Source organism: Azospirillum sp. (genome assembly GCF_035628975.1).
In the GTDB taxonomy this organism is placed as follows: domain Bacteria; phylum Pseudomonadota; class Alphaproteobacteria; order Azospirillales; family Azospirillaceae; genus Azospirillum.
This window is the reverse complement of sequence record NZ_DASPIS010000054.1, coordinates 33,685-52,125: the sequence shown is the minus strand read 5'-3', so window position 1 is coordinate 52,125 and position 18,441 is coordinate 33,685. Positions and strand designations below refer to the sequence as shown.

Annotated in this window: 19 protein-coding genes; 10 read left to right on the top strand and 9 right to left on the bottom strand. The window is 70.3% G+C overall.

Going from position 1 to position 18,441, the window contains the following annotated elements:
- Positions 1–20: 20 nt before the first annotated feature.
- A complete protein-coding gene (locus VD964_RS12220) occupies positions 21–740 on the top strand; it encodes a YafY family protein (protein WP_324868864.1) in 720 nt (239 codons plus the stop codon).
- Here the strand turns inward: VD964_RS12220 and VD964_RS12215 are convergent.
- A complete protein-coding gene (locus tag VD964_RS12215; protein WP_324868863.1) occupies positions 724–1,140 on the bottom strand; it encodes a DUF2141 domain-containing protein in 417 nt (138 codons plus the stop codon). The two genes, VD964_RS12220 and VD964_RS12215, sit on opposite strands and share 17 nt — an antisense overlap.
- A 99-nt stretch (positions 1,141–1,239) precedes the next feature.
- Here VD964_RS12215 and VD964_RS12210 point away from each other — a divergent pair, with 99 nt between their 5' ends.
- Positions 1,240–2,088 (top strand): LytTR family DNA-binding domain-containing protein, encoded by an 849-nt coding sequence (locus VD964_RS12210; protein ID WP_324868862.1) that lies wholly within the window; start codon positions 1,240–1,242, stop codon positions 2,086–2,088.
- A gap of 6 nt (positions 2,089–2,094) precedes the next feature.
- On the opposite strand, the gene VD964_RS12205 is transcribed toward VD964_RS12210, so the two are convergent.
- Positions 2,095–3,114, bottom strand: coding sequence for an NAD(P)H-dependent glycerol-3-phosphate dehydrogenase (locus VD964_RS12205; RefSeq protein ID WP_324868861.1), 1,020 nt, complete (start codon positions 3,112–3,114; stop codon positions 2,095–2,097).
- A 289-nt stretch (positions 3,115–3,403) separates the two neighbouring features.
- Complete coding sequence (tsaD, locus tag VD964_RS12200) at positions 3,404–4,477, bottom strand: tRNA (adenosine(37)-N6)-threonylcarbamoyltransferase complex transferase subunit TsaD (RefSeq protein WP_324868860.1); 1,074 nt, start codon at positions 4,475–4,477, stop codon at positions 3,404–3,406.
- Positions 4,478–4,635: 158 nt separating this feature from the next.
- On the opposite strand from tsaD, the gene hemC reads away from it, so the two are divergent.
- The 4 genes from hemC to VD964_RS12180 all read left to right on the top strand — a co-directional run bounded on the left by hemC (position 4,636) and on the right by VD964_RS12180 (position 9,650).
- Positions 4,636–5,574, top strand: coding sequence for a hydroxymethylbilane synthase (gene hemC / locus VD964_RS12195; protein WP_324868859.1), 939 nt, complete (start codon positions 4,636–4,638; stop codon positions 5,572–5,574).
- A gap of 26 nt (positions 5,575–5,600) precedes the next feature.
- Positions 5,601–6,371 carry a uroporphyrinogen-III synthase gene (locus VD964_RS12190; protein ID WP_324868858.1) on the top strand — a complete coding sequence of 257 codons (771 nt, stop codon included), beginning with the start codon at positions 5,601–5,603 and terminating at the stop codon, positions 6,369–6,371.
- 136 nt (positions 6,372–6,507) lie between these two features.
- Positions 6,508–8,304 carry a mitofilin family membrane protein gene (locus VD964_RS12185; RefSeq protein ID WP_324868857.1) on the top strand — a complete coding sequence of 599 codons (1,797 nt, stop codon included), beginning with the start codon at positions 6,508–6,510 and terminating at the stop codon, positions 8,302–8,304.
- Positions 8,301–9,650, top strand: a complete 1,350-nt coding sequence (locus tag VD964_RS12180; protein ID WP_324868856.1) for a heme biosynthesis protein HemY — start codon at positions 8,301–8,303, stop codon at positions 9,648–9,650. The genes VD964_RS12185 and VD964_RS12180 overlap by 4 nt, the downstream gene beginning before the upstream one ends.
- Before the next feature lie 178 nt (positions 9,651–9,828).
- Here the strand turns inward: VD964_RS12180 and VD964_RS12175 are convergent, their stop codons facing one another.
- Positions 9,829–11,814, bottom strand: coding sequence for a right-handed parallel beta-helix repeat-containing protein (locus VD964_RS12175; protein WP_324868855.1), 1,986 nt, complete (start codon positions 11,812–11,814; stop codon positions 9,829–9,831).
- 256 nt (positions 11,815–12,070) lie between these two features.
- On the opposite strand from VD964_RS12175, the gene VD964_RS12170 reads away from it, so the two are divergent.
- Positions 12,071–13,480, top strand: coding sequence for a hypothetical protein (locus VD964_RS12170; RefSeq protein WP_324868854.1), 1,410 nt, complete (start codon positions 12,071–12,073; stop codon positions 13,478–13,480).
- Entirely contained in the window at positions 13,477–14,427 is a 951-nt protein-coding gene (locus VD964_RS12165; RefSeq protein WP_324868853.1) for a glycosyltransferase family A protein, read from the top strand. The genes VD964_RS12170 and VD964_RS12165 overlap by 4 nt, the downstream gene beginning before the upstream one ends.
- Here the strand turns inward: VD964_RS12165 and VD964_RS12160 are convergent.
- Positions 14,366–14,932, bottom strand: a complete 567-nt coding sequence (locus VD964_RS12160) for an MAPEG family protein (RefSeq protein ID WP_324868852.1) — start codon at positions 14,930–14,932, stop codon at positions 14,366–14,368. The two genes, VD964_RS12165 and VD964_RS12160, sit on opposite strands and share 62 nt — an antisense overlap.
- A gap of 268 nt (positions 14,933–15,200) precedes the next feature.
- On the opposite strand from VD964_RS12160, the gene VD964_RS12155 reads away from it, so the two are divergent.
- On the top strand, positions 15,201–15,329 hold the full coding sequence (locus VD964_RS12155) for a hypothetical protein (RefSeq protein ID WP_256379242.1): 129 nt from the start codon (positions 15,201–15,203) through the stop codon (positions 15,327–15,329).
- A gap of 77 nt (positions 15,330–15,406) precedes the next feature.
- Here VD964_RS12155 and pspC read toward each other — a convergent pair whose 3' ends face one another.
- The 4 genes from pspC to VD964_RS12135 all read right to left on the bottom strand — a co-directional run bounded on the left by pspC (position 15,407) and on the right by VD964_RS12135 (position 17,157).
- Positions 15,407–15,808, bottom strand: a complete 402-nt coding sequence (pspC, locus tag VD964_RS12150; RefSeq protein WP_149227975.1) for an envelope stress response membrane protein PspC — start codon at positions 15,806–15,808, stop codon at positions 15,407–15,409.
- A 181-nt stretch (positions 15,809–15,989) separates the two neighbouring features.
- On the bottom strand, positions 15,990–16,217 hold the full coding sequence (gene pspB / locus VD964_RS12145; protein ID WP_324868851.1) for an envelope stress response membrane protein PspB: 228 nt from the start codon (positions 16,215–16,217) through the stop codon (positions 15,990–15,992).
- Positions 16,218–16,292: 75 nt separating this feature from the next.
- Positions 16,293–16,964 carry a phage shock protein PspA gene (gene pspA, locus VD964_RS12140; protein WP_014246713.1) on the bottom strand — a complete coding sequence of 224 codons (672 nt, stop codon included), beginning with the start codon at positions 16,962–16,964 and terminating at the stop codon, positions 16,293–16,295.
- Positions 16,965–16,992: 28 nt separating this feature from the next.
- Positions 16,993–17,157 (bottom strand): hypothetical protein, encoded by a 165-nt coding sequence (locus VD964_RS12135; protein WP_310117418.1) that lies wholly within the window; start codon positions 17,155–17,157, stop codon positions 16,993–16,995.
- A gap of 178 nt (positions 17,158–17,335) precedes the next feature.
- On the opposite strand from VD964_RS12135, the gene pspF reads away from it, so the two are divergent.
- Positions 17,336–18,361, top strand: coding sequence for a phage shock protein operon transcriptional activator (gene pspF, locus VD964_RS12130; protein ID WP_324868850.1), 1,026 nt, complete (start codon positions 17,336–17,338; stop codon positions 18,359–18,361).
- Positions 18,362–18,441 lie beyond the last annotated feature (80 nt).

Here is an 18,441-nt window from a genome sequence, read left to right as displayed (position 1 = left end):
CGCTGCCCTGAGCCGCTTCCATGCGCCGCGCCGACCGCCTGTTCCAGATCGTCCAGCATCTCCGCAAGGGGCGGCTGGTGACGGCTGCCGAGTTGGCGCGCTGCCTGGAGGTGTCGGAGCGCACCGTCTACCGCGACATGCGCGACCTCGCTTCCTCCGGCGTGCCGGTGGAGGGCGAGGCCGGCGTCGGCTATCTGCTGCGCGACGGCTACGACCTGCCGCCGCTGATGTTCACCCGGGACGAGGTGGAGGCGCTGGTGGTCGGCGCCCGCCTTGCCCGCGCCTGGGTCGGCGGCGCGCTGGCCGATGCCGCCGCCCGCGCGCTGGACAAGGTGGAGGCGGTGGTGCCGGAGGCGAGGCGGCGCGAGTTGGCCGACAGCCGCGTCTTCGTCCCCGACTTCTCCTTCCCCGCCCCCTTGCGCGAGCGGATGGACGTGCTGCGTTGCGCCATCAACGCCAAGCGCGTCGTGCTGTTCGACTACCGGCGCGAGGACGGCACCCATTCCGCCCGCGCGGTCCAGCCGCTGGGCCTGTTCTTCTGGGGCCGCGTCTGGACGCTGGGCGCCTGGTGCGAACTGCGCGAGGAGTTCCGCAGCTTCCGCATCGACCGCATGGAGACCCTGATGGCCCTGGAGCGCCGATTCGACGAAATCCCCGGCCGCGGCCTGGAGGACTATCTCGCCCGCTGGCGCGAGGAGGGCTCATGCGCGGGGGTGAGCCCTCTCACTCCACCAGCTTGATCTCCGTCGTCGCCACGCCCGACGCGCCGACCGGCACCGCATAGTCGTCGAAGCTCGGCGGGCCGAAGCTGCCGCGGGCGGAGCGGCTGAAGCCGTGCGGTTCGGCGGGGATGCCGAACAGCCCGGTGGCGAGTTCCCCGTTGTTGTCCAGGTCCTGGAAGGCGATCAGCCCATAGCGCCCGGCCGGCAGGTCGGGGAAGACCGCGACCAGATCCGTCCCCACCGCCGCGGCGAAATAGCCGGCGCGCGGCGCCTTCGCCGCCTGGGCCTCGGCGCTGTCGAACAGCGCGATCATCATCTTGCCCTGATTGGGCTTGACGTTGCGGACGGTTGCGCGAAGCTCCCCGGCGGCGGCCGTACCCGCGGTTGCCAGCACCAGCAGCGTCACCGGGGCGATCATCCTTGCGAACCTACGGCTTGCAAACCAACGCGCGAACCAACGGCGTGCCTTCATTCCCCGATCCTTCCTGGCGGTTTCCGGCCGGCCGGGCACCGCGCGATGCGTGACGCGACCATGCCGGACGGCGCCGCCTCCACCCCGCCCGTTCCTTATGGGCGGCGCATGCTGCGCCGGCACCTGCCGCTGCTGGCGGGCTCCATCCTAGCATTGGCTCTGCTGGGACCGTTCGGCACATTTCGCGAAATGGGGTTTCTCTCGCGGCTTGCCTATTGGGGCGGACTGATCACCACCGGCTGGTCGATGTTCGAGATGGTGGTGTTGATCGCCCGCCGGATCCTGCCGAATCTGGAGCGCACATGGCCGCTGATGCTGGCCGCGGCCTTCCTGACCGTCGGCGTCCTGCAGACCCTGGTGGTCGCCCTGCTGGAAAACCGGCTGCGCGGCCAGGATTTCCTCACCCCCGCCGGACTGGCCGAGCTGTTCGGCTATGTGCTGGTCATCACCACCCTGGTGGCGGCCCTGCCGGTGTGGCTGGAGTTGCGGGAGCAGGGCATCGTCGGCCACCGGCCGTCCGCCCCGCCCGAGTCTCCCAGCGACGGCGGCCCGCCCCCGCCCCGTCCCGCCTCCTTCCTCGACCGCATCCCGGGGAAGCTGGGCCGCGACCTGCTGGCGCTGGAGATGGAGGACCATTACGTCCGCGTCCACACCGCGCTGGGCAGCGACCTGATCCTGATGCGCATGCGCGACGCGGTGGCGGAACTGGCGGGCATCGACGGCCGGCAGGTCCACCGCTCCTATTGGGTCGCCGCCTCGGCGGTGACGGCGGTGGAACGCAAGCCGGACGGCAAGCTGTCGCTGCGGCTGACCAACGGCCTGCTGGTGCCGGTCAGCCGCACCCATGCTCCGTCGGTGCGTGCCGCCGGCTGGGTGGAGAAGGCCGTCTCCTAAACGCCTCTAAACACCCTCTCCGCGGAAGGGCCGCGACAACAGCCCGTCGATGGTCTCGTCCAGCCCCGCGCCGCGGTTCAGGATGGCGTCGACCGCACCGCAGATCGGCATGTCGACGCCCAACTTCGCCGCCAACCCAACCACCGCGGCGGCGGTGTAGACGCCTTCCGCCACCGACCGGCGCACCGCCAGGATCTCGGCCAGCGCCTTGCCCTCGCCCAGCGCCGCCCCAAGCGACATGTTGCGCGACTGCAGGCTGGAGCAGGTCAGCGTCAGGTCGCCCAGGCCCGACAGCCCCATCAGCGTCTCCGCCCGGCCGCCGAGCGCCAGCGCCAGCCGGGTGATCTCCGCCAGCCCGCGGGTGATCAGCGCGGCCCGGGCGTTGTCGCCCAGCCGCCGCCCCTCGACCACGCCGCAGGCGATGGCCAGCACATTCTTCACCGCCCCGCCGATCTGCGAACCGACGACGTCGTCCGAGCGGTAGGGCCGGAAGGTGCGGCTGCCCAGCGCGGCGACCAGCGCCGTGCCCAGCGCCTCGTCGGCGCAGGCCAGCGTCACCGCCGTCGGCAGCCCGCGCGCCACCTCGGCCGCGAAGGTCGGGCCGGACAGGATCGCCACCGGATTGCCGCCCGGCAGGGAGGCCGCGACCGCATCGCTCATCAGCGCGTGGCTGTCCAGCTCGATCCCTTTGGCGCAGACGACCACCGGCGCGCCCGGCTTCAGCAGCGGCGCCATCCGCGCGGTGACGCTGCGCGCATGCTGGGCCGGCGACACCAGCAGCACCGCGTCGCAATCGCCGAGATCGGCGAGATCACCGGTGACCCGCAGTGCGTCGGGCAGCGGCACGCCGGGCAGGTAATCGCGGTTCTCGCGGCGGATGCTCATCGCCTCCACCACCGCCGGCTCGCGCGCCCACAGCAGCGTCTCGCGCCCGGCCCGCAACGCCGCCAACGCCAGCGCCGTTCCCCAGGCGCCGCCGCCGACGACGCCGATGCGGTTGAGGGGGGAGGAGGGCACGGCACTCATGGGAGTTCACTCACGCTGACAAAACGATCACCAAAGCGATCACGCCCCACCCTCCCTCTCCCCCCCGCTTTCGCGCAAACGAAGTTTGCGCTGTCGCGGCAGGCGGACCAAAGGTCCGCTGAGAGCGGGGAGAGGGTCGGGGTGAGGGGGATGCATGGGGAGGATTTAGAAGAAATGCAGCAGCGTCGCGCGTCGAACAGAGCCACGCCGCGCATGCCCCTCACCCTAACCCTCTCCCCGGGGGGGAGAGGGGACATCACCGGGGAGAGAGGGAATGCAACCATGCGCTTCACGCCTTCACCCCCGCCCCGACGCCTGCGCGCCCGATCACCGGCGCGGCGGTGGGGTCCAGCGGCCAGCGCGGGCGGGGGGCGAAGTTCAGCGGGTCGCTCTCGCCCAGCCGGAAGCGCTCGATTCCGGCCCAGGCGATCATCGCCGCATTGTCGGTGCACAGGCGCAACGGCGGGGCGACGAATTGCATGCGCTGCTTTTCCGCCAGGGTCGACAGCCGGCTGCGGATCGCCTTGTTGGCGGCGACGCCGCCGGCGACCACCAGGGCGCCGCCCTGCGGATGGTCCTCCTTGAAGCCGCGGATGGCGCGGGCGCAGCGGTCGGCCAGCACCTCCGCCACCGTCGCCTGGAAGGCGGCGGCGAGGTCGTCGCGATCCGTATCCGACAAGACACCGCCCAACTCCTCCACATGCCGCCGCACCGCGGTCTTCAGCCCGGAGAAGGAGAAATCGCAGCCCGGACGGCCCAGCATCGGCCGCGGCAGTTCGAACCGCGCCGGCTTCGTGGCGCGTGCCGCCGCCTTCTCCACCAGAGGCCCGCCGGGATAGCCCAGCCCCAGCAGCTTGGCGGTCTTGTCGAACGCCTCGCCCACCGCGTCGTCGATGGTGGTGCCGAGCCGGCGGTAGCGCCCAACCCCCTCCACCGCCAGAAGCTGGCAATGGCCGCCCGACACCAGCAGCAGCAGGTAGGGAAAGGCGACGTCGTCGGTCAGCCGCGCGGTCAGCGCGTGGCCTTCCAGATGGTTGACGGCGACGAAGGGCAGCCCGCGCGCCGCGGCGATGGCCTTGGCGGTCATCACGCCGACGATGACGCCGCCGATCAGCCCCGGCCCGCCGGTCGCCGCCACCGCATCCAGGTCGCCGAAGCCGATCCCGGCCTCAGCCATTGCGCGGCGGATCAGCCCGTCGAGATGTTCCAGATGGGCGCGGGCGGCGATTTCCGGGACGACGCCGCCATAGGGCGTGTGGTCGTCCAACTGCGACAGCACGACGTCGGCGCGGATCTCGCGCGCGTCGGTGACGATTGCGGCGGCCGTCTCGTCGCAGCTCGTTTCAATTCCAAGAACGATCATGGCGCCAAACTAGCCGCCTTGGCCGTCCGGGTACAGGATGGAGTTGCGCGCACGCGGGTGCGAGAAGCCGGGCCCGTGAAATTTGATCAGCCTCAATCTTATGTATGAGGGGCAGACGAATCCTTGCAAAGCTGCGCGGATCCCCTAGAACACGCCCTATGACGACCCACCCGCTCCGTATCGGGACGCGCGGCAGCCCGCTGGCGCTGGCGCAGGCCCATGAAACCCGCGACCGCCTGATCGCTGCCCATCCGCATCTGGCCGCCCCCGGCGCCATCGAGATCGTCGTCTTCAAGACCACCGGCGACCGCATCCTCGACCGCACCCTGGCGGAAGCGGGCGGCAAGGGCCTGTTCACCAAGGAGTTGGAAGAGGCGCTGTTCGACGGCCGCGCCGACCTCGCCGTCCATTCGATGAAGGACGTGCCGACCCAGCTTCCCGACGGGCTGGAGATCGCCACCCTGCTGCCGCGCGAGGATCCGCGCGACGCCTTCTTCGCCCGCTCCGGCAGCGGGCTTGCCGACCTGCCCGCCGGATCGGTGGTCGGCACCGCCGGCCTGCGCCGTCAGGCCCAGGTGCTGGAACTGCGTCCCGACCTGAAGATTTTCCCCCTGCGCGGCAACGTGCAGACCCGGCTGTCCAAGCTGGACGCCGGCGAGGTCGACGCCACCCTGCTGGCGCTGGCCGGCCTGCGCCGCCTCGGCCTGACCGACCGCATCACCGCGGTGCTGGAGCCGGAGACGATGCTGCCCGCGGTCGCCCAGGGCGCCATCGGCATCGAGATCCGCAGCGACGACGATGCTACCCGCGCCCTGCTGGCCCCGCTGAACTGCGCGGAAACCATGGTCCGCGTCACGGCGGAGCGCGCGCTGCTGGCCGCGCTGGACGGCTCCTGCCGCACCCCCATCGCCGCGCTGGCGGTGCTGGACGGCGGCGACCTGCATCTGCGCGCCAAGGTGCTGTCCCATGACGGCCGGACCATCTTCCGGGCCGAGCGCCGCGGCAAGGCGGCCGACGCCGAGTCGCTGGGTGCCGACGCCGGGGCCGAGATCCGGGTGCAGCTGCCGCCCGATTTCTTCGCCGCCGCGCCGCACTGATCCCCACTCCCGGCCGAGTTTTCCGCATGACGGGAAAACAGCCCGACCCCTCTTCCCCGCCCCGCCGTACGCGCCTTCTCGTGACGCGTCCGGCGGAGGATGCCGAGCCGCTGGTGCGCCGACTGGCGGCGCTCGGCTTCGACGCCGCGGTCGAACCCATGCTGTCGATGGCTTGGCTCGACGGTCCGGAACCGGATCTGTCCGACGTACAGGCCCTGCTGTTCACCAGCGCGAACGGCGTACGCGCCTACTCCAAACGTACGAGCCGCCGCGACCGTCCGGTGCACGCCGTCGGCGACGCCACGGCACGGGCGGCGAAGGCGGCCGGCTTCGCAGAGGTCGACAGCGCCTCGGGCGACGTGTACGCGCTGGCCGACCGGGTGCGGTCCTTGCGCGATCCGTCCGCCGGTACGCTTCTTCATGTGGCGGGAAGCAAAGTGGCGGGCGACCTTGCCGGGCTGCTCGGAGGCTCCGGCTTCACGCTGCGCCGCAGCGTGATGTACGATGCCGTACCCGCGCTAACCCTGTCGGACGATACCGCGACATTTTTGCGTACGTCGGCACTCGACGGCGTGTTGTTTTTCTCTCCCCGTACCGCGGTTTCCTTTGTTAGGCTGCTGGCCGAGGCGGGGCTGGTCGACTGTTGTCGTACGGTCGATGCGTTCTGCCTCAGCCCCGCGGTCGCGGAGGCTGCTCGTGCGTACGGCGACGAGGGAGTGACGCCGTGGCGAAGCGTACGGGTGGCGGCCAGACCGGAGCAGGACGCCCTGCTCGATCTGTTGCCGGTCGCCGGGTAACCCCGGCGCGGTCCGGCCGTACGGCTTACACCCCGGGGTCCTTCCGGGTGGGTACGTCAGCCGTACGGGGGACGAGGGGGACCGGTCAGGGGGCTGTGACGTTAAGACGAACAACAGCGAACCGAAGGTACAGCCCATGACCTCTCGTCCAGGCTCCGAACGCCCCGGCACCGACCGTGACGGCGACGGCGCCAGCACCGGCAATGCGGCGGTCGACCGCATCGTCGAACGTTTCGGCGGCATCCGCCCCATGGCCCACAAGCTGGACACCCCGGTGACGACGGTGCAGGGCTGGAAGAAGCGCGGCGCGATCCCGCTGGCCCGCCATGCCGACCTGCGCACCGCCGCCGCCAAGCACCGCATCAAGCTGGACGACGCCGACCTGGACGCCGCCACCCCCAGCGAAGACCGGCCGACCGACGCGGCATCGGCCGCGCTCATCACCCCCGCTGACGCGGTTCCGGTGGTAGAGCCGGTGCCGACCGCCTCCCCCGCCGACACCATCCCCGCCGACACCATCCCCGGCGCCGACACGCCGACCCCGGCATCTGGCCTTGGGGCATCCGGCCTTGGGACGACCGCCGGCCCGGTGACCGAACTGCAGTCCTCCGACGCCCTGATTCCGCCGGCCACGCCGATCGGCGCCACGGACAGCCTGTCCGACACGCCGAAGTCCGAAACGGAGAAGGCGGAAGACGCGAAGGCCGATCCGTTCAAGTCGGACGCCGCCAAGCCGGACACCGCAGCCGACGGGCCGAAGACGACGGCCTCCAGCTGGACGCCGTCCGGCACCACCGGCAGCGCCGGTTACAACCGTGCCGATTCCGAGCCGGCCCGCCCGACCATCGCCCCGACGCCGTCCTACATCGACGAGCCGCGCTCCGGCAGCGGCTTCGCCACCGCTCTGTCGGTGGTCGCCCTGCTGGTCGGTGCAGCCGCCCTGTCGGCGCCCTGGTGGGGTCCGGCCCTGCCCGGCTGGCCGTCGCCGGCCGCCCCTGCCCCGGCCCAGTCTTCCGCCGCCGCTCCGGCCGACCCGGCGCTCCGCGCCCAGATCCAGCAGATCGTCGACCGCGTGGGCAAGCTGGAACAGCGCCCGGCCGCCGCGCCCGGCAATGGCGGCAACGGCGAAGCCGCCGCCGGCCTCGCGGCGCTGACCCAGCGGATCGACGCGCTGGAACAGCGCCCGGCCGCCGCCGCGCCCGATACCGGCGTCGCCGACGCCCAGAAGGCACTGGCCGACCGGCTGGCCGCGCTGGAACAGAAGGTCTCCGCCGCCGCCGGCAACGCCCAGGCGGCGCAGGAGCTGCGCGGCGAGGTCGACTCGCTGAAGCAGCAGGTCACCAGCGTCAACCAGGCGGTGACGCAGCGCCAGGATGCCGCCACCGCCGCCCAGGCGCTGGTGCTCGCCGCCGGGCAGCTGCGCGCCTCCCTGTCGGGCGGCCAGCCGTTCCAGCAGGATCTGCAGGCGGTCCGCGCGCTCAACATCGCCGATGCCGGCGTGACCCAGCCGCTCGACGCCGTGGCGCCCTATGCCGCCAAGGGCATTCCGACCCGCGCCCAGCTGACCGACCGGTTCGAGCCGCTGGCCGGCGAGATCGTCCGCGCCGACATCCGCGGCGAGGGCAACGGCTGGATCGACTCCGCGGTGGGCAAGCTGTCCACCCTGGTCACCGTGCGCCGTGAAGGCGGCGGGGTCGTCGGTACCACCAGCGATGCAGTCGTCGCCCGTGCCGAGGCCGCGCTGAGCGAGGGCAATCTGGCCAAGGCGGTGGAGGAGCTGTCGACCCTGCAGGGTCCGGCCGCGCAGACCGCCGGCCCGTGGCTGGCCGACGCCAAGGCGCGTCTGGCCGCCGATCAGGCCGCCCGCCAGCTGAACGACCGCGCCATCGCCCTGATGACCACCGCCGCCGGCGGGAAGGGGACGGCCCAATGATCCGCGCCCTCTGGTTCCTTCTGAAGGTCGCGGTCGTCATCGCCGCCGCGATCTGGCTCGCCGACCGCCCCGGCACCGTCAGTGTCCACTGGCTGGGCTATGCCGTCGAGGCGCCCTTCTGGGTCGCCCTGCTGGTCACGCTGGCGGCGCTGGGCATCGCGGCGCTGGGCTACCGCCTGCTCCGCGGCCTGATCCGCACGCCGCAGCGCCTCCGCCACCACAGCCGTGCCCGCCGCCGCGAACGCGGCTACCGCGCCCTGACCCAGGGCATGGTGGCGATCGCCGCCGGAGACGCGCCGACCGCGCGCAAGATGGCGCGCAAGGCCGACGGGCTGCTGAACGAGCCGCCGCTGACCATGCTGCTGTCGGCCCAGGCCGCCCAGCTGCAGGGCGACGAGCGCGCCGCCAAGCAGTATTTCGAAGCGATGCTGGAGCGGCCGGAAACGGCCTTCCTCGGCATGCGCGGGCTGCTGACCCAGGCGATCAAGTCGGGCGACCGGGTGGAGGCGCTGACCCTCGCCCGCAAGGCGCGCGGGCTTCAGCCCAACACGCCCTGGCTGCTCGGCACGCTCTATGATCTGGAGGCGCAGGCCGGGGACTGGGCCGCCGCCGAAGGCACGCTGCAGCAGGCGATCCAGGCCGGGGCCATCCCGACCGAAGAGGGCCGCCGCCACCGCGCCGTCCTGCTGCTGGAGCGCAGCTTCGAGGCGGAGCGTCGCGGCCGTGCCGATTCCGCCCTGTCGCACGCCCAGGCGGCGCACGACATGATGCCGGGCTTCGTCCCCGCCGCGGTGCGTCTGGCCCGTCTGCAGCTCGCCGCCGATCGGCCGAAGCCGGCCGCCAAGGTGGTGGAGCGGGCGTGGCGCCAGTCGCCGCATCCGGAACTGGCCGAGATCTACCGCGGCCTGGTGTCCAGCTACGACCCGCTGGCCCGTGTCCGCCTGTTCCAGAAACTGGTGCGCCAGGCCCCGGATTCGGCCGAATCGCATCTCGCCGTCGCCCAGGCCGCCATCGAGGCCCAGCTGTGGGGCGAGGCGCGCCAGCACCTGAACCGCGCCATGGAGATCGGCCCGACCCGCCGCGCCTATCGCCTGATGGCCGAGCTGGACCGCAGCGAGCGCCATGACGAGGATGCGGCGAAGGACTGGCTGGCCAAGGCCGCCGACGCGCCGGAGGATCCTGTGTGGACCTGCAACTCCTGCGGGGCGGTCAGCCACAATTGGGGCGGGCTGTGCGGCCATTGCGGCGCCTTCGACAGCCTGACCTGGAAGGCCCCGACGGTCGCGGTCCCGGTGATGGAGCCGACCGACGTTCCCCCGGCGCTGGCCCGTCCGGCGACGGCGTAGGGGATAGTTCGCTGAAAGCCCCCTCTCCCCCAAAATCCCCTCTCCCCCCCGGGGAGAGGGTTAGGGTGAGGGGGGCGCACGGCGAGGATTCTCGAAAATCCACCCTTGTGCATCCCCCTCACCCCGACCCTCTCCCCAGGGGGGAGAGGGGGATTCCGCGGCGGGAGAGGGTTTTTTACTACCGCATCCCCTCCGGCCCGACGCGGTCCAGCGGCAGTTCCTTTTTCGCCAGCAACCGGTCCAGCAGGCGCCCCCCAGTGGAGGAGTTCGGGGCCGGTGGGGCGGCGGCCCTGGCGAGACCGGCCGTTCCGGCGCCGGGCACCGACGCCTCGAGCTGCGTGTTCTCGACCTTGTATTCGCCGCCGGTCAGGCTGACGACGACCTGCTCCTTCGGCGATGGAGCGGCCACCACGTTGTCGTTGGCGACGTTGCCGTGCATCAGGCCGTTCCTGCCGGCGCTGGGCACCCATTCCAGCCGCAGGAAGCGGTCCTTGGGGTCGGTCATCAGGGTGATGTTGTCCGACACCCGATTGTTGTCGCCGCCATGCAGGAAGATCGCCGCGGCGCCGGTGTTCTCCAGCAGGTTGCCCTGCACCGTCACGCCGCTGGTCATGTCGTCCAGATAGATGCCGAACCCCTTGTAGCGGACCAGCCAGCGCCCCTGCGCATCGGTGGCGAGGCCGCCGGTGTCGCTGATGTCGTTGAAGCGGACGATGCTGCGGGTGTCGTTGCCGCTGCGGCCCAGCATCTCGATGGCGCCGGCATCGGCGGTCTGGCGCGCGGTGTCGCGGATGCGGTTGAATTCGATGACGTTGTCGCTGTTCACCGTCTGCGGGTTCCAGTTCTTCACCGAAATGCCGTAGCGCGCCGCCCGCCGGATGTCGTTGTGGGCGATCAGCGTGTTGCGGATGCCCGCCGCCATCACCCCGCCGCCGAAGAACCGCACCTCGCCCACGTCGCTGATGCGGTTGGCAAGGACGCGGTTGTCGCTGCTTCCCGGCGCCAGGAAGATGCCGGAACGGCCGAGATGCTCCATCCGGTTGCCCGACACCTCGCTGCGCGTGGCGCCGTCCAGCGTGACCGCGGTGCCGACCAGGGCAAAGCGGTTGCCGGCGATGCGCAGGCCGCTGCCGCCCTTCGCCAGCACGGCGCTGCCGTCCCACGGCACGTCGGTGAAGGTCAGCCCCTCCACCGTCACGTTGCGGGCGTTCTCCAGCCGGAGAAGATTGGCGGTCCTCGCCACCACCAGTTCCGCCCGCCCGCTGTCGAGCCCGGTCGGCGGCTTCACCAGCAGCCGCTTGGCTTTGGCGTCCCAGGCGAACTCGCCCGGCCGCGTCAGGAAATCGGGATGGCCGAGCAGCCGCACGGTGGAGCCGTCGCGGTAGGGGTACTGACCGTCGGCGCCGAAGCTCAGCAGCCCGTTCGGATCGGCGGACGCCACCCCCAGCAGATCGTCGGACAGCCGTTCGCGGTCCAGCGCCTGCGCCCGCACCCCCGGCCCGGCCCAGCCGGCCTTCAGCATGCCCGGCGGCACCTGCATCTGCCGCTTGGATCCGGGGCTTTTGGAATTGGGGCTTTTGGAATTGGGGCTTTTGGAATCGGGGCTTTTGGCGTTGGACTGCACCGCTTTGGCCGGGAACCAGCCGCTGCGCGGGTCGCCGGGGTCGAAGTCGCCGCTGCGCGCGGCGTCCAGCCGCTGCCCGCCGCCAGGGCCGCCGCCAGAACCGCCAATGGAGACGTCCAGCCCCGGATCGCGTGCCAGCGGCGCCGACAGCACGCCGTTCGCCAGCTGCGCACCACCCACTGCCTCACCGCCCGACAGAATCGGCTGCTCCCCCTCCACCGCGGTCAGCCGCAGCCCCGGCAGCGAGCTGTCCACCACCAGCGGCGCCGCCAATCGGTAGGTGCCACCATGCAGCCGCACCGTCGCCGGTCCGCCCCCCTTGGCGGCGGCCAGCGCACGGGCCGGGGTGGCGAAGGGACCGTCGCGCCCGTCCGCCGAGGGCTGGGACAGGCGGCCCGACCAGCGGTCGTTCCCGGTGGGCGACACGTAAAACGTCGTCTCCGCCGCGACCGCCATCGCCCATCCGGCAGGCAGCAGGACCGCGCAGATCGCCAGGATCCGGGCTGCGCGGCTCCAGGACTCAGGGTGGGAACGGGGCATGAAGAAAGCTCCTCCGTTGCGACAGACCTTCCGCCGAAGGGGGGAGACTGACCCAGGCCAGCCGCACCGGCAAAAGCGCGAAGGGGGTGTGCGGGTGCGAAGGGGCCACGCCCTCTGCACCCCTGCCCGGCCGGGACGGGACGTATAGGCTGGCTTTTCATCCTAGCCTGACCGGCCGGTCGTACCCGCTTGCCCGCGGAGCGTCCCGATCAGGCGGGGGCCGGAAGCGAAGCCTACAACCGGGGACGGGTTGCCGATGATCGAAATGGCGCTGATCGCGCAGGTCCTGGTGCTGGTGCTGGTGATCGCGGTGTTCCTCAGCACCGGCAGCGCATCGATGTTCCATCCGCTGACGCTGTACCTGATCTTCCATGCTCTGGTCTTCGTCATGCGGCCGATCCTGGTCCACACGCAGAATTTCAACGACGTCTGGCTGTTCATGGGCTTCTGGCCCAGCGAGCAGCAGTTCGTCATGACGCTGGTGGTCAGTTCGGTCGGGCTGGTCGCCTTCGCCGCCGCCTGCGCCTGGGCCGGGATGGTCCGTCCCGACTGGACCCCGAACGGGGAGCCGGCGCCGTCCTTCAGTTTCGACCGCGTCGACGTGGTGGCCTTCCTGACGACCGCGGCGCTGCTGGGGCCGCTCGCCATCTATTCGGCGATCCAGCGCCAGGGCGGCGCCAGCTTCGACGGCACCGGCGACGTGCAGATGGAACGCGATCCGCTGACCGGACAGCCGATCTACACCAACACCACCGGCTACATCGCCGAAGCCCATTCGATGGGCCTGCCGCTGACGCTGGGGCTGATCTGGATCTGCCGGTTCCACCCGCTGTCCTTCATCCCCTTCGGCGCCTTCGTCGCCTACCGTGCCTATCTGGGCTGGGGCCGCTGGGCGATCATCATGGGCATCCTGGGCCTGGTGCTGCTGATGCTGTACCGCACGCGCACCAAATGGTTCCGGCTGTGGCATGCCTTGGCCGCGGTGCCGGTGCTGGGGCTGTTCACGCTGCTGGGCAACAACCGCGACGCCTTCCGCGACGTGCTGGCCGGCGATGCGCCGCCCTCGGTCCTGCTGAGGTTCAACGGCGGCAGCGGCGGCGGCCGGGCGATCGACGCGCTGGCCGGCCAGGATCTCGCGAACTTCGACTTCCTCGCCTACATCCTGTGGGTGGTGCCGAAGCAGTCGGCCACCTACACCTGGTTCACCCAGTACCTGCAGCTGTTCACCGAACCGATCCCGCGCCTGCTGTGGCCGGACAAGCCGGTCGGCGCGCCGGTGAAGTGGGTGGACCTGAACGACTACGGCGTCTTCTACAACCTGACCACCTCGCTGCCCGGCGACGGCTGGATGAGCGCCGGCTGGATCGGCATGATCGTCACCATGGTGATGGTCGGCCTGATCCTGGGGCGGCTGCACCGCTGGTTCTGGACCGACGGGTTCCGCAACCGCTACGCCGTGCTGTTCTATTGCGCCTTCCTGCCGCTGTGCCTGCAATGGTTCCGCGACGGCAACATCACCATCGTGAAGTTCGGCTTCTTCTCGCTGCTGCCGATCCTGCTATGGATCGGGCTGACCCGCGCCCTGCGGGCCTGGGGGATCCTGGAGGACGACCCGCTGCGTCCGGTGGTGGCGCCGCCCAATCTTGTCCGAAGGGAGCCGTCATGACGCTGACCGTCAGCGCCGTCATCGCCACCTACAACCGCGGGCCGGAGCTGCGCATCGCGCTGACCCGGCTGATGAACCAGACCACCCCGCCGATGGAGATCATCGTCATCGACGACGGCTCCACCGACGGCACCGGCGCGATGATGCGGGCGGAGTTTCCCACCGTCCGCTACGTCCGCCAGCCGCACAACGGCGGGCTGATCCTGGCCCGCAACTTCGGCTTCGTGAACACCACCGGCGACTGCATCCTGTCGGTGGACGACGACAGCTGGTTCGAGGATCCCGACGGGCTGGCACGCTGCGTCGCCTATCTGGATGAGAATCCGGAGGTCGCCGCCGTCGCCTGCAACATCGAGACGCGCGACGGGCTGGTCTATTTCCCCAAGGGGGCCGCCCCCTTCGATGTGCCCTGGTATGTCGGCTGCGGCCATCTGCTGCGGCGCAGCGCGGTCGAGCGGGTCGGCCTCTACATGCCCGAACTCTACCGCCAGGGGGAGGAGAAGGACCGCTGCCTGCGGCTGGTCGGCGCCGGTTACCGCGTCGTCGCCCTACCCGACGTCATGGTCTACCACGACAAGAGCGAGAAGGGCCGCAAACCGGGGATGGAGCGCTTCTACAACCACCGCAACGACCTGATCCGCGAGGTGGCGCGCTGCCCGTCCTCCCTGATGGCGTGGCGACTGGCGCGCAGTTGGGCCGGCAACAGCTGGAAGAACCTGCGCCACGGACCGCGGATGACCGACCTGAAGGTGCTGCTGGCCTTGCCGCAGATCGTCCGCATCGGACTGAAGCACCGGGCGCCGGTGGGCGTCGAGGCCTACCGCCGCTGGCTGCATCTGGCGAAGACCGCGGCCCCGGCCAGCGCTCCTCCTGCGGAAAAGCCCGTCAGCCGGGCTGCATCCCGCCCAGTTGCAGCAGAACGGCCCAGCCCAGCACGATCAGATTGACGGTCAGCGTCATCGCCATGCCCGGCGCCCGCGCGAAGGGATGCACCAGATAGCCCGCCCAGAACAGCAGCCGCCCCAGCACGAACAGCCCTGTCGCCACGACCGCCGCCCCCAGCGAGGGCTGCGGCAGGGTGGCGACCAGGGCGGCCAGCGCCGGCACGAAGATGGCGGACTGCTCCACGCTGTTCGCCAGCACCCGCTGGGCGACGCGCTGGCCGCGCGATTCGGGGTCGTCGACCGGGTTGAAGGCCTGGGTGCGGCCGCGCATCGCCATCACCCCGACGACCATGCCGAACAAGACAAGCGCCGGCCAGACCGCCAGCCGCGCCCACAGCCCAATCCGCGCGCCCGGCGCGTTGACGCCCATCGGCGGCGCCACCAGCGACAGCAGCAGGACGAACAGCAGCGCCGTCACCACCATCGACGCCCCGTTCAGCATAAGGGCGCCGCGGACCAGGGACTTGCGCCTGCGGGGGGCGCCTTGGTGAAGGCTGCTGTCGGACATCGGGGCGGGGCTCCGTCAAAGGGCGGGGATTCGACAAAGGCGCCGGTCCTTCCCATCTGGAAAGGATGGCACCCTGTTCCTTCGACCAATAACGGCCCAGCCCGTGATTTGGATCAAGGTCCGGGAGGGGCGGCAGGTGTTCGATGACGAAGTCTAGTGGGGGCTGCCCCGATGGGACAGATGTTGTCAGCCTCTCTTTTCGCTACCATGTTGTAACCATCTGCTTCACCATGTGGGTGAACGCGGCGATCTCGATGGTGGAGGGCCTATGATGGATCTCGTTCTGCTCGGTGGTGCGGTGGCGACGGCTGCGGCGTTGGCCGGTCTGATCGCCACGATGCCCACCCCCAAACCGATCCCGATCCGCGTCCGCGACCGGCGCCGTCAGCGTCGCTGACGTCACCGGCTTCACGACGTATTCCGATTGGGCGTTTCCCGATGGGGTGTTTCCCGTCGGGACGACAGCACTGCAACTCAGCGGTCCAGGTCGCGGATCGCGCGGTTCAGCTCGAACTCCTTGGAGGCGACGTAGGCCTCCATCCCGACGATGCGCTTGTCCATGTCGCGGAAGCGCTGGGTCAGGCCGGCGAGCGTCCGGTCGGGCTTGGTCGACACCGTCCGCCAGAACGCCTCTTCCTCGGCATCGCGATACAGCTGCGCCGGACGCACCGGCAGCACCAGCAGCGCGATCACATAGGCGATCACCAGCGGGACCGAAAAGAAGAACAGGGCGAACAGCATCGCCAGCCGGACGACCATCGGCTGCACGCCGAAATAATCGGCGACGCCCGTGCACACCCCGCCCAGCACCCCGCGCTGCGGATCGCGATAGAGCCGATGCGGATTCGGCGAGTCGTAGAAGGACGTGCGGTCCATGGCGGCCTCGTTCCTTTCGTTGAGTTTCGGGTTGGGTGGGAGAATGTCGGCTTCGAATGCCCCCACCCCATCCCTCCCCCTCTTCGAGGGAGAGGGGGCAGGAGCTTTGCTGGAGTTCAGCGGAGTTCCCTCTCCCACCAAAGGTGGGGGAGGGTTAGGGAGGGGGCATCCGCCGAAACCCTCACACCTTGTTGCGCCAGTTCGGCGCCTCGGCATCCAGCACGCGTTCCAGCGTATGGACGCGGGCCTCCAGCCGGTTGGAGATCTCCCACAGCTCGGCCAGCAGCCGTTCGTCCTGCGCGGAGAGCCCGCGCTGCGACCGCCATTTGGTGATGTAGTGGAAGACGATCCAGACCGGCGCCACCACCACCATGAACAGCACCGCAAGGACGAAACCCAGGAACCCCATGGTCGTCGGGCCTTCTTATTGTCGTGAGGGGAGTGGGCGGGGCGTCACCGCCCCACCCCGGCACCAAGGCAAGGGTCAGCCGTTGCGCCGCGCCGCGATGCGGGCCTTCAGCGCTGCCAGATCCTCTTCGACCTTGTGGGAGGCTTCGAGTTCCGCGATCTCTTCGGTCAGGCTCTTGGTGCGGCCGACGTCGTAGGCCTCGACCCGGCCCTCCATCTCGTCCAGGTTGCGTTCGACCTGCTCGAAGCGCGACAGGGCGTCGTTGATGCGCTCGTCATGCAGGACGGTGCGGACCTTGACCCGGTTGCTGGCCGTCTGGGTGCGGGCGACCAGCGCCTTCTCGCGGGTCTTGGCGTCGGTCAGCTTGGCCTGCAGGCGGCCGATGTCCTCGTTGGCCTTGGACAGCGCGGCTTCGACCTGCACCAGCTGTTCGGCCAGCGCGTCGGCCTGCTCGGCGACCTTCGACTTGGCCATCAGGGCGCCCTTGGCCAGATCCTCGCGGTCGCGGGTCAGCGCCACCTCGGCCTTGCGGTCCCACTCGTCGCGCTCGCGGTGGAGGTCGGCGACGCGGCGTTCGATCTCCTTCTTCTCCGCGATGATCTTGACGGTGGAGGAGCGTACCTCGACCAGCGTGTCTTCCATTTCCTGGATGATCAGGCGGATCAGCTTCTCCGGCTCCTCGGCGCGGTCGAGCAGGGAGTTCAGGTTCGACTGCACGATGTCGGTCAGGCGCGAAAAGATGCTCATGGTCGGTGTCCCGTTTATCAGCAGCGTATCAGCCGAGGATGGCGCCGGCGACGATGCCGGCGAAGAAGAACAGCCAGCTTTCGACCGGCCGGGTGGCGAGATAGTTGCGCACGCGCCGCATCGTCGGGCGGCTCTGCGCGGTGTTGAAGCGGTCACCGCCATAGCGGCGGCGGAAATCGCTGAAGTCGCTCATGCTTGACCTCCTTACCATGCCGCTACTATCGCAACCGGCGTGCCAAACCGGCCAGACGCCCATTAAGCTATTGTTATTAAAAGATTTTTTCCTTGAGCTCGAGGATGCCGCCCCGCTTGCCGCATCGCTGTTTCAACGATACGATCGCTTAATCGGCGATTGAGTGACGAAATACGCGATGCAAGCCGCCCCTCCCTCCCTGCTTGGCGAATCGCCGGTCTTCCTGGCGACGCTGTCCCATGTCTCCCGGGTGGCGCCGCTGGAGCGGCCGGTGCTGGTGATCGGGGAGCGCGGGACCGGCAAGGAGCTGATTGCCGCCCGCCTGCACTATCTGTCGCAGCGGTGGGATCGCCCCTTCGTCAAGGTGAACTGCGCCGCGCTGCCCGAATCGCTGCTCGATTCGGAGCTGTTCGGGCATGAGGCCGGGGCCTTCACCGGCGCCACCCGCCGGCAGATCGGCCGGATCGAACAGGCCGATGGCGGCACCCTGTTCCTGGACGAGATCGCCACCGCCTCCCCCGCCGTTCAGGAAAAACTTCTGCGCGCCGTGGAGTATGGCGAGATCGAGCGGGTCGGCGGACGGACCGCCACCGTCGATGTCCGTGTGGTGGGCGCCACCAATGCCGACCTGCCGGCGCTGGCCGCGGCGGGGCGCTTCCGCGCCGACCTGCTGGACCGGCTGGCCTTCGACGTGGTGACGCTGCCGCCGCTGCGCGCCCGGCCCGACGACATCCCGCCGCTGGCCGAGCATTTTGCCCTGGGGATGGTGCGCGAGTTGCAGCGCCCGCTGTTTTCCGGCTTCACCGCCGCCGCGCTCGACCGGCTGCGCGCCCATGACTGGCCCGGCAATGTGCGCGAACTGCGCAACGCGGTGGAGCGCTCGGTCGCCGCCGCCGAGAGCGACGAGCCGCTGGACCGCATCATCCTCGACCCCTTCGATTCGCCCTGGCGCCCGACGGCGGCGCCGACCGCCCGTCCAACTCCAGAGCCGGTCACGGACACCCCTCCGCCGGCAGTCCCCGCCTTCGACGGCGGCATCCTCGATCAGGTCCGCGCCTTCGAGGCCGCCAAGCTGCGCGAGGCCCTGGAGCGGAACCGTTTCAACCAGCGCCAGACCGCCGAGGCGCTGGGGCTCGGCTACCACCAGCTTCGCGGCATGCTGAAGAAGCACGGGCTGATCCCGACACCCCCTCTGCGACCATAGGCCGTCCCCAGGTTGCGCCTGTACCGTGCTATACCGGTCGCTCAACCGTCGAGAGAGCGGTTCGTCACGATACGGGAAGG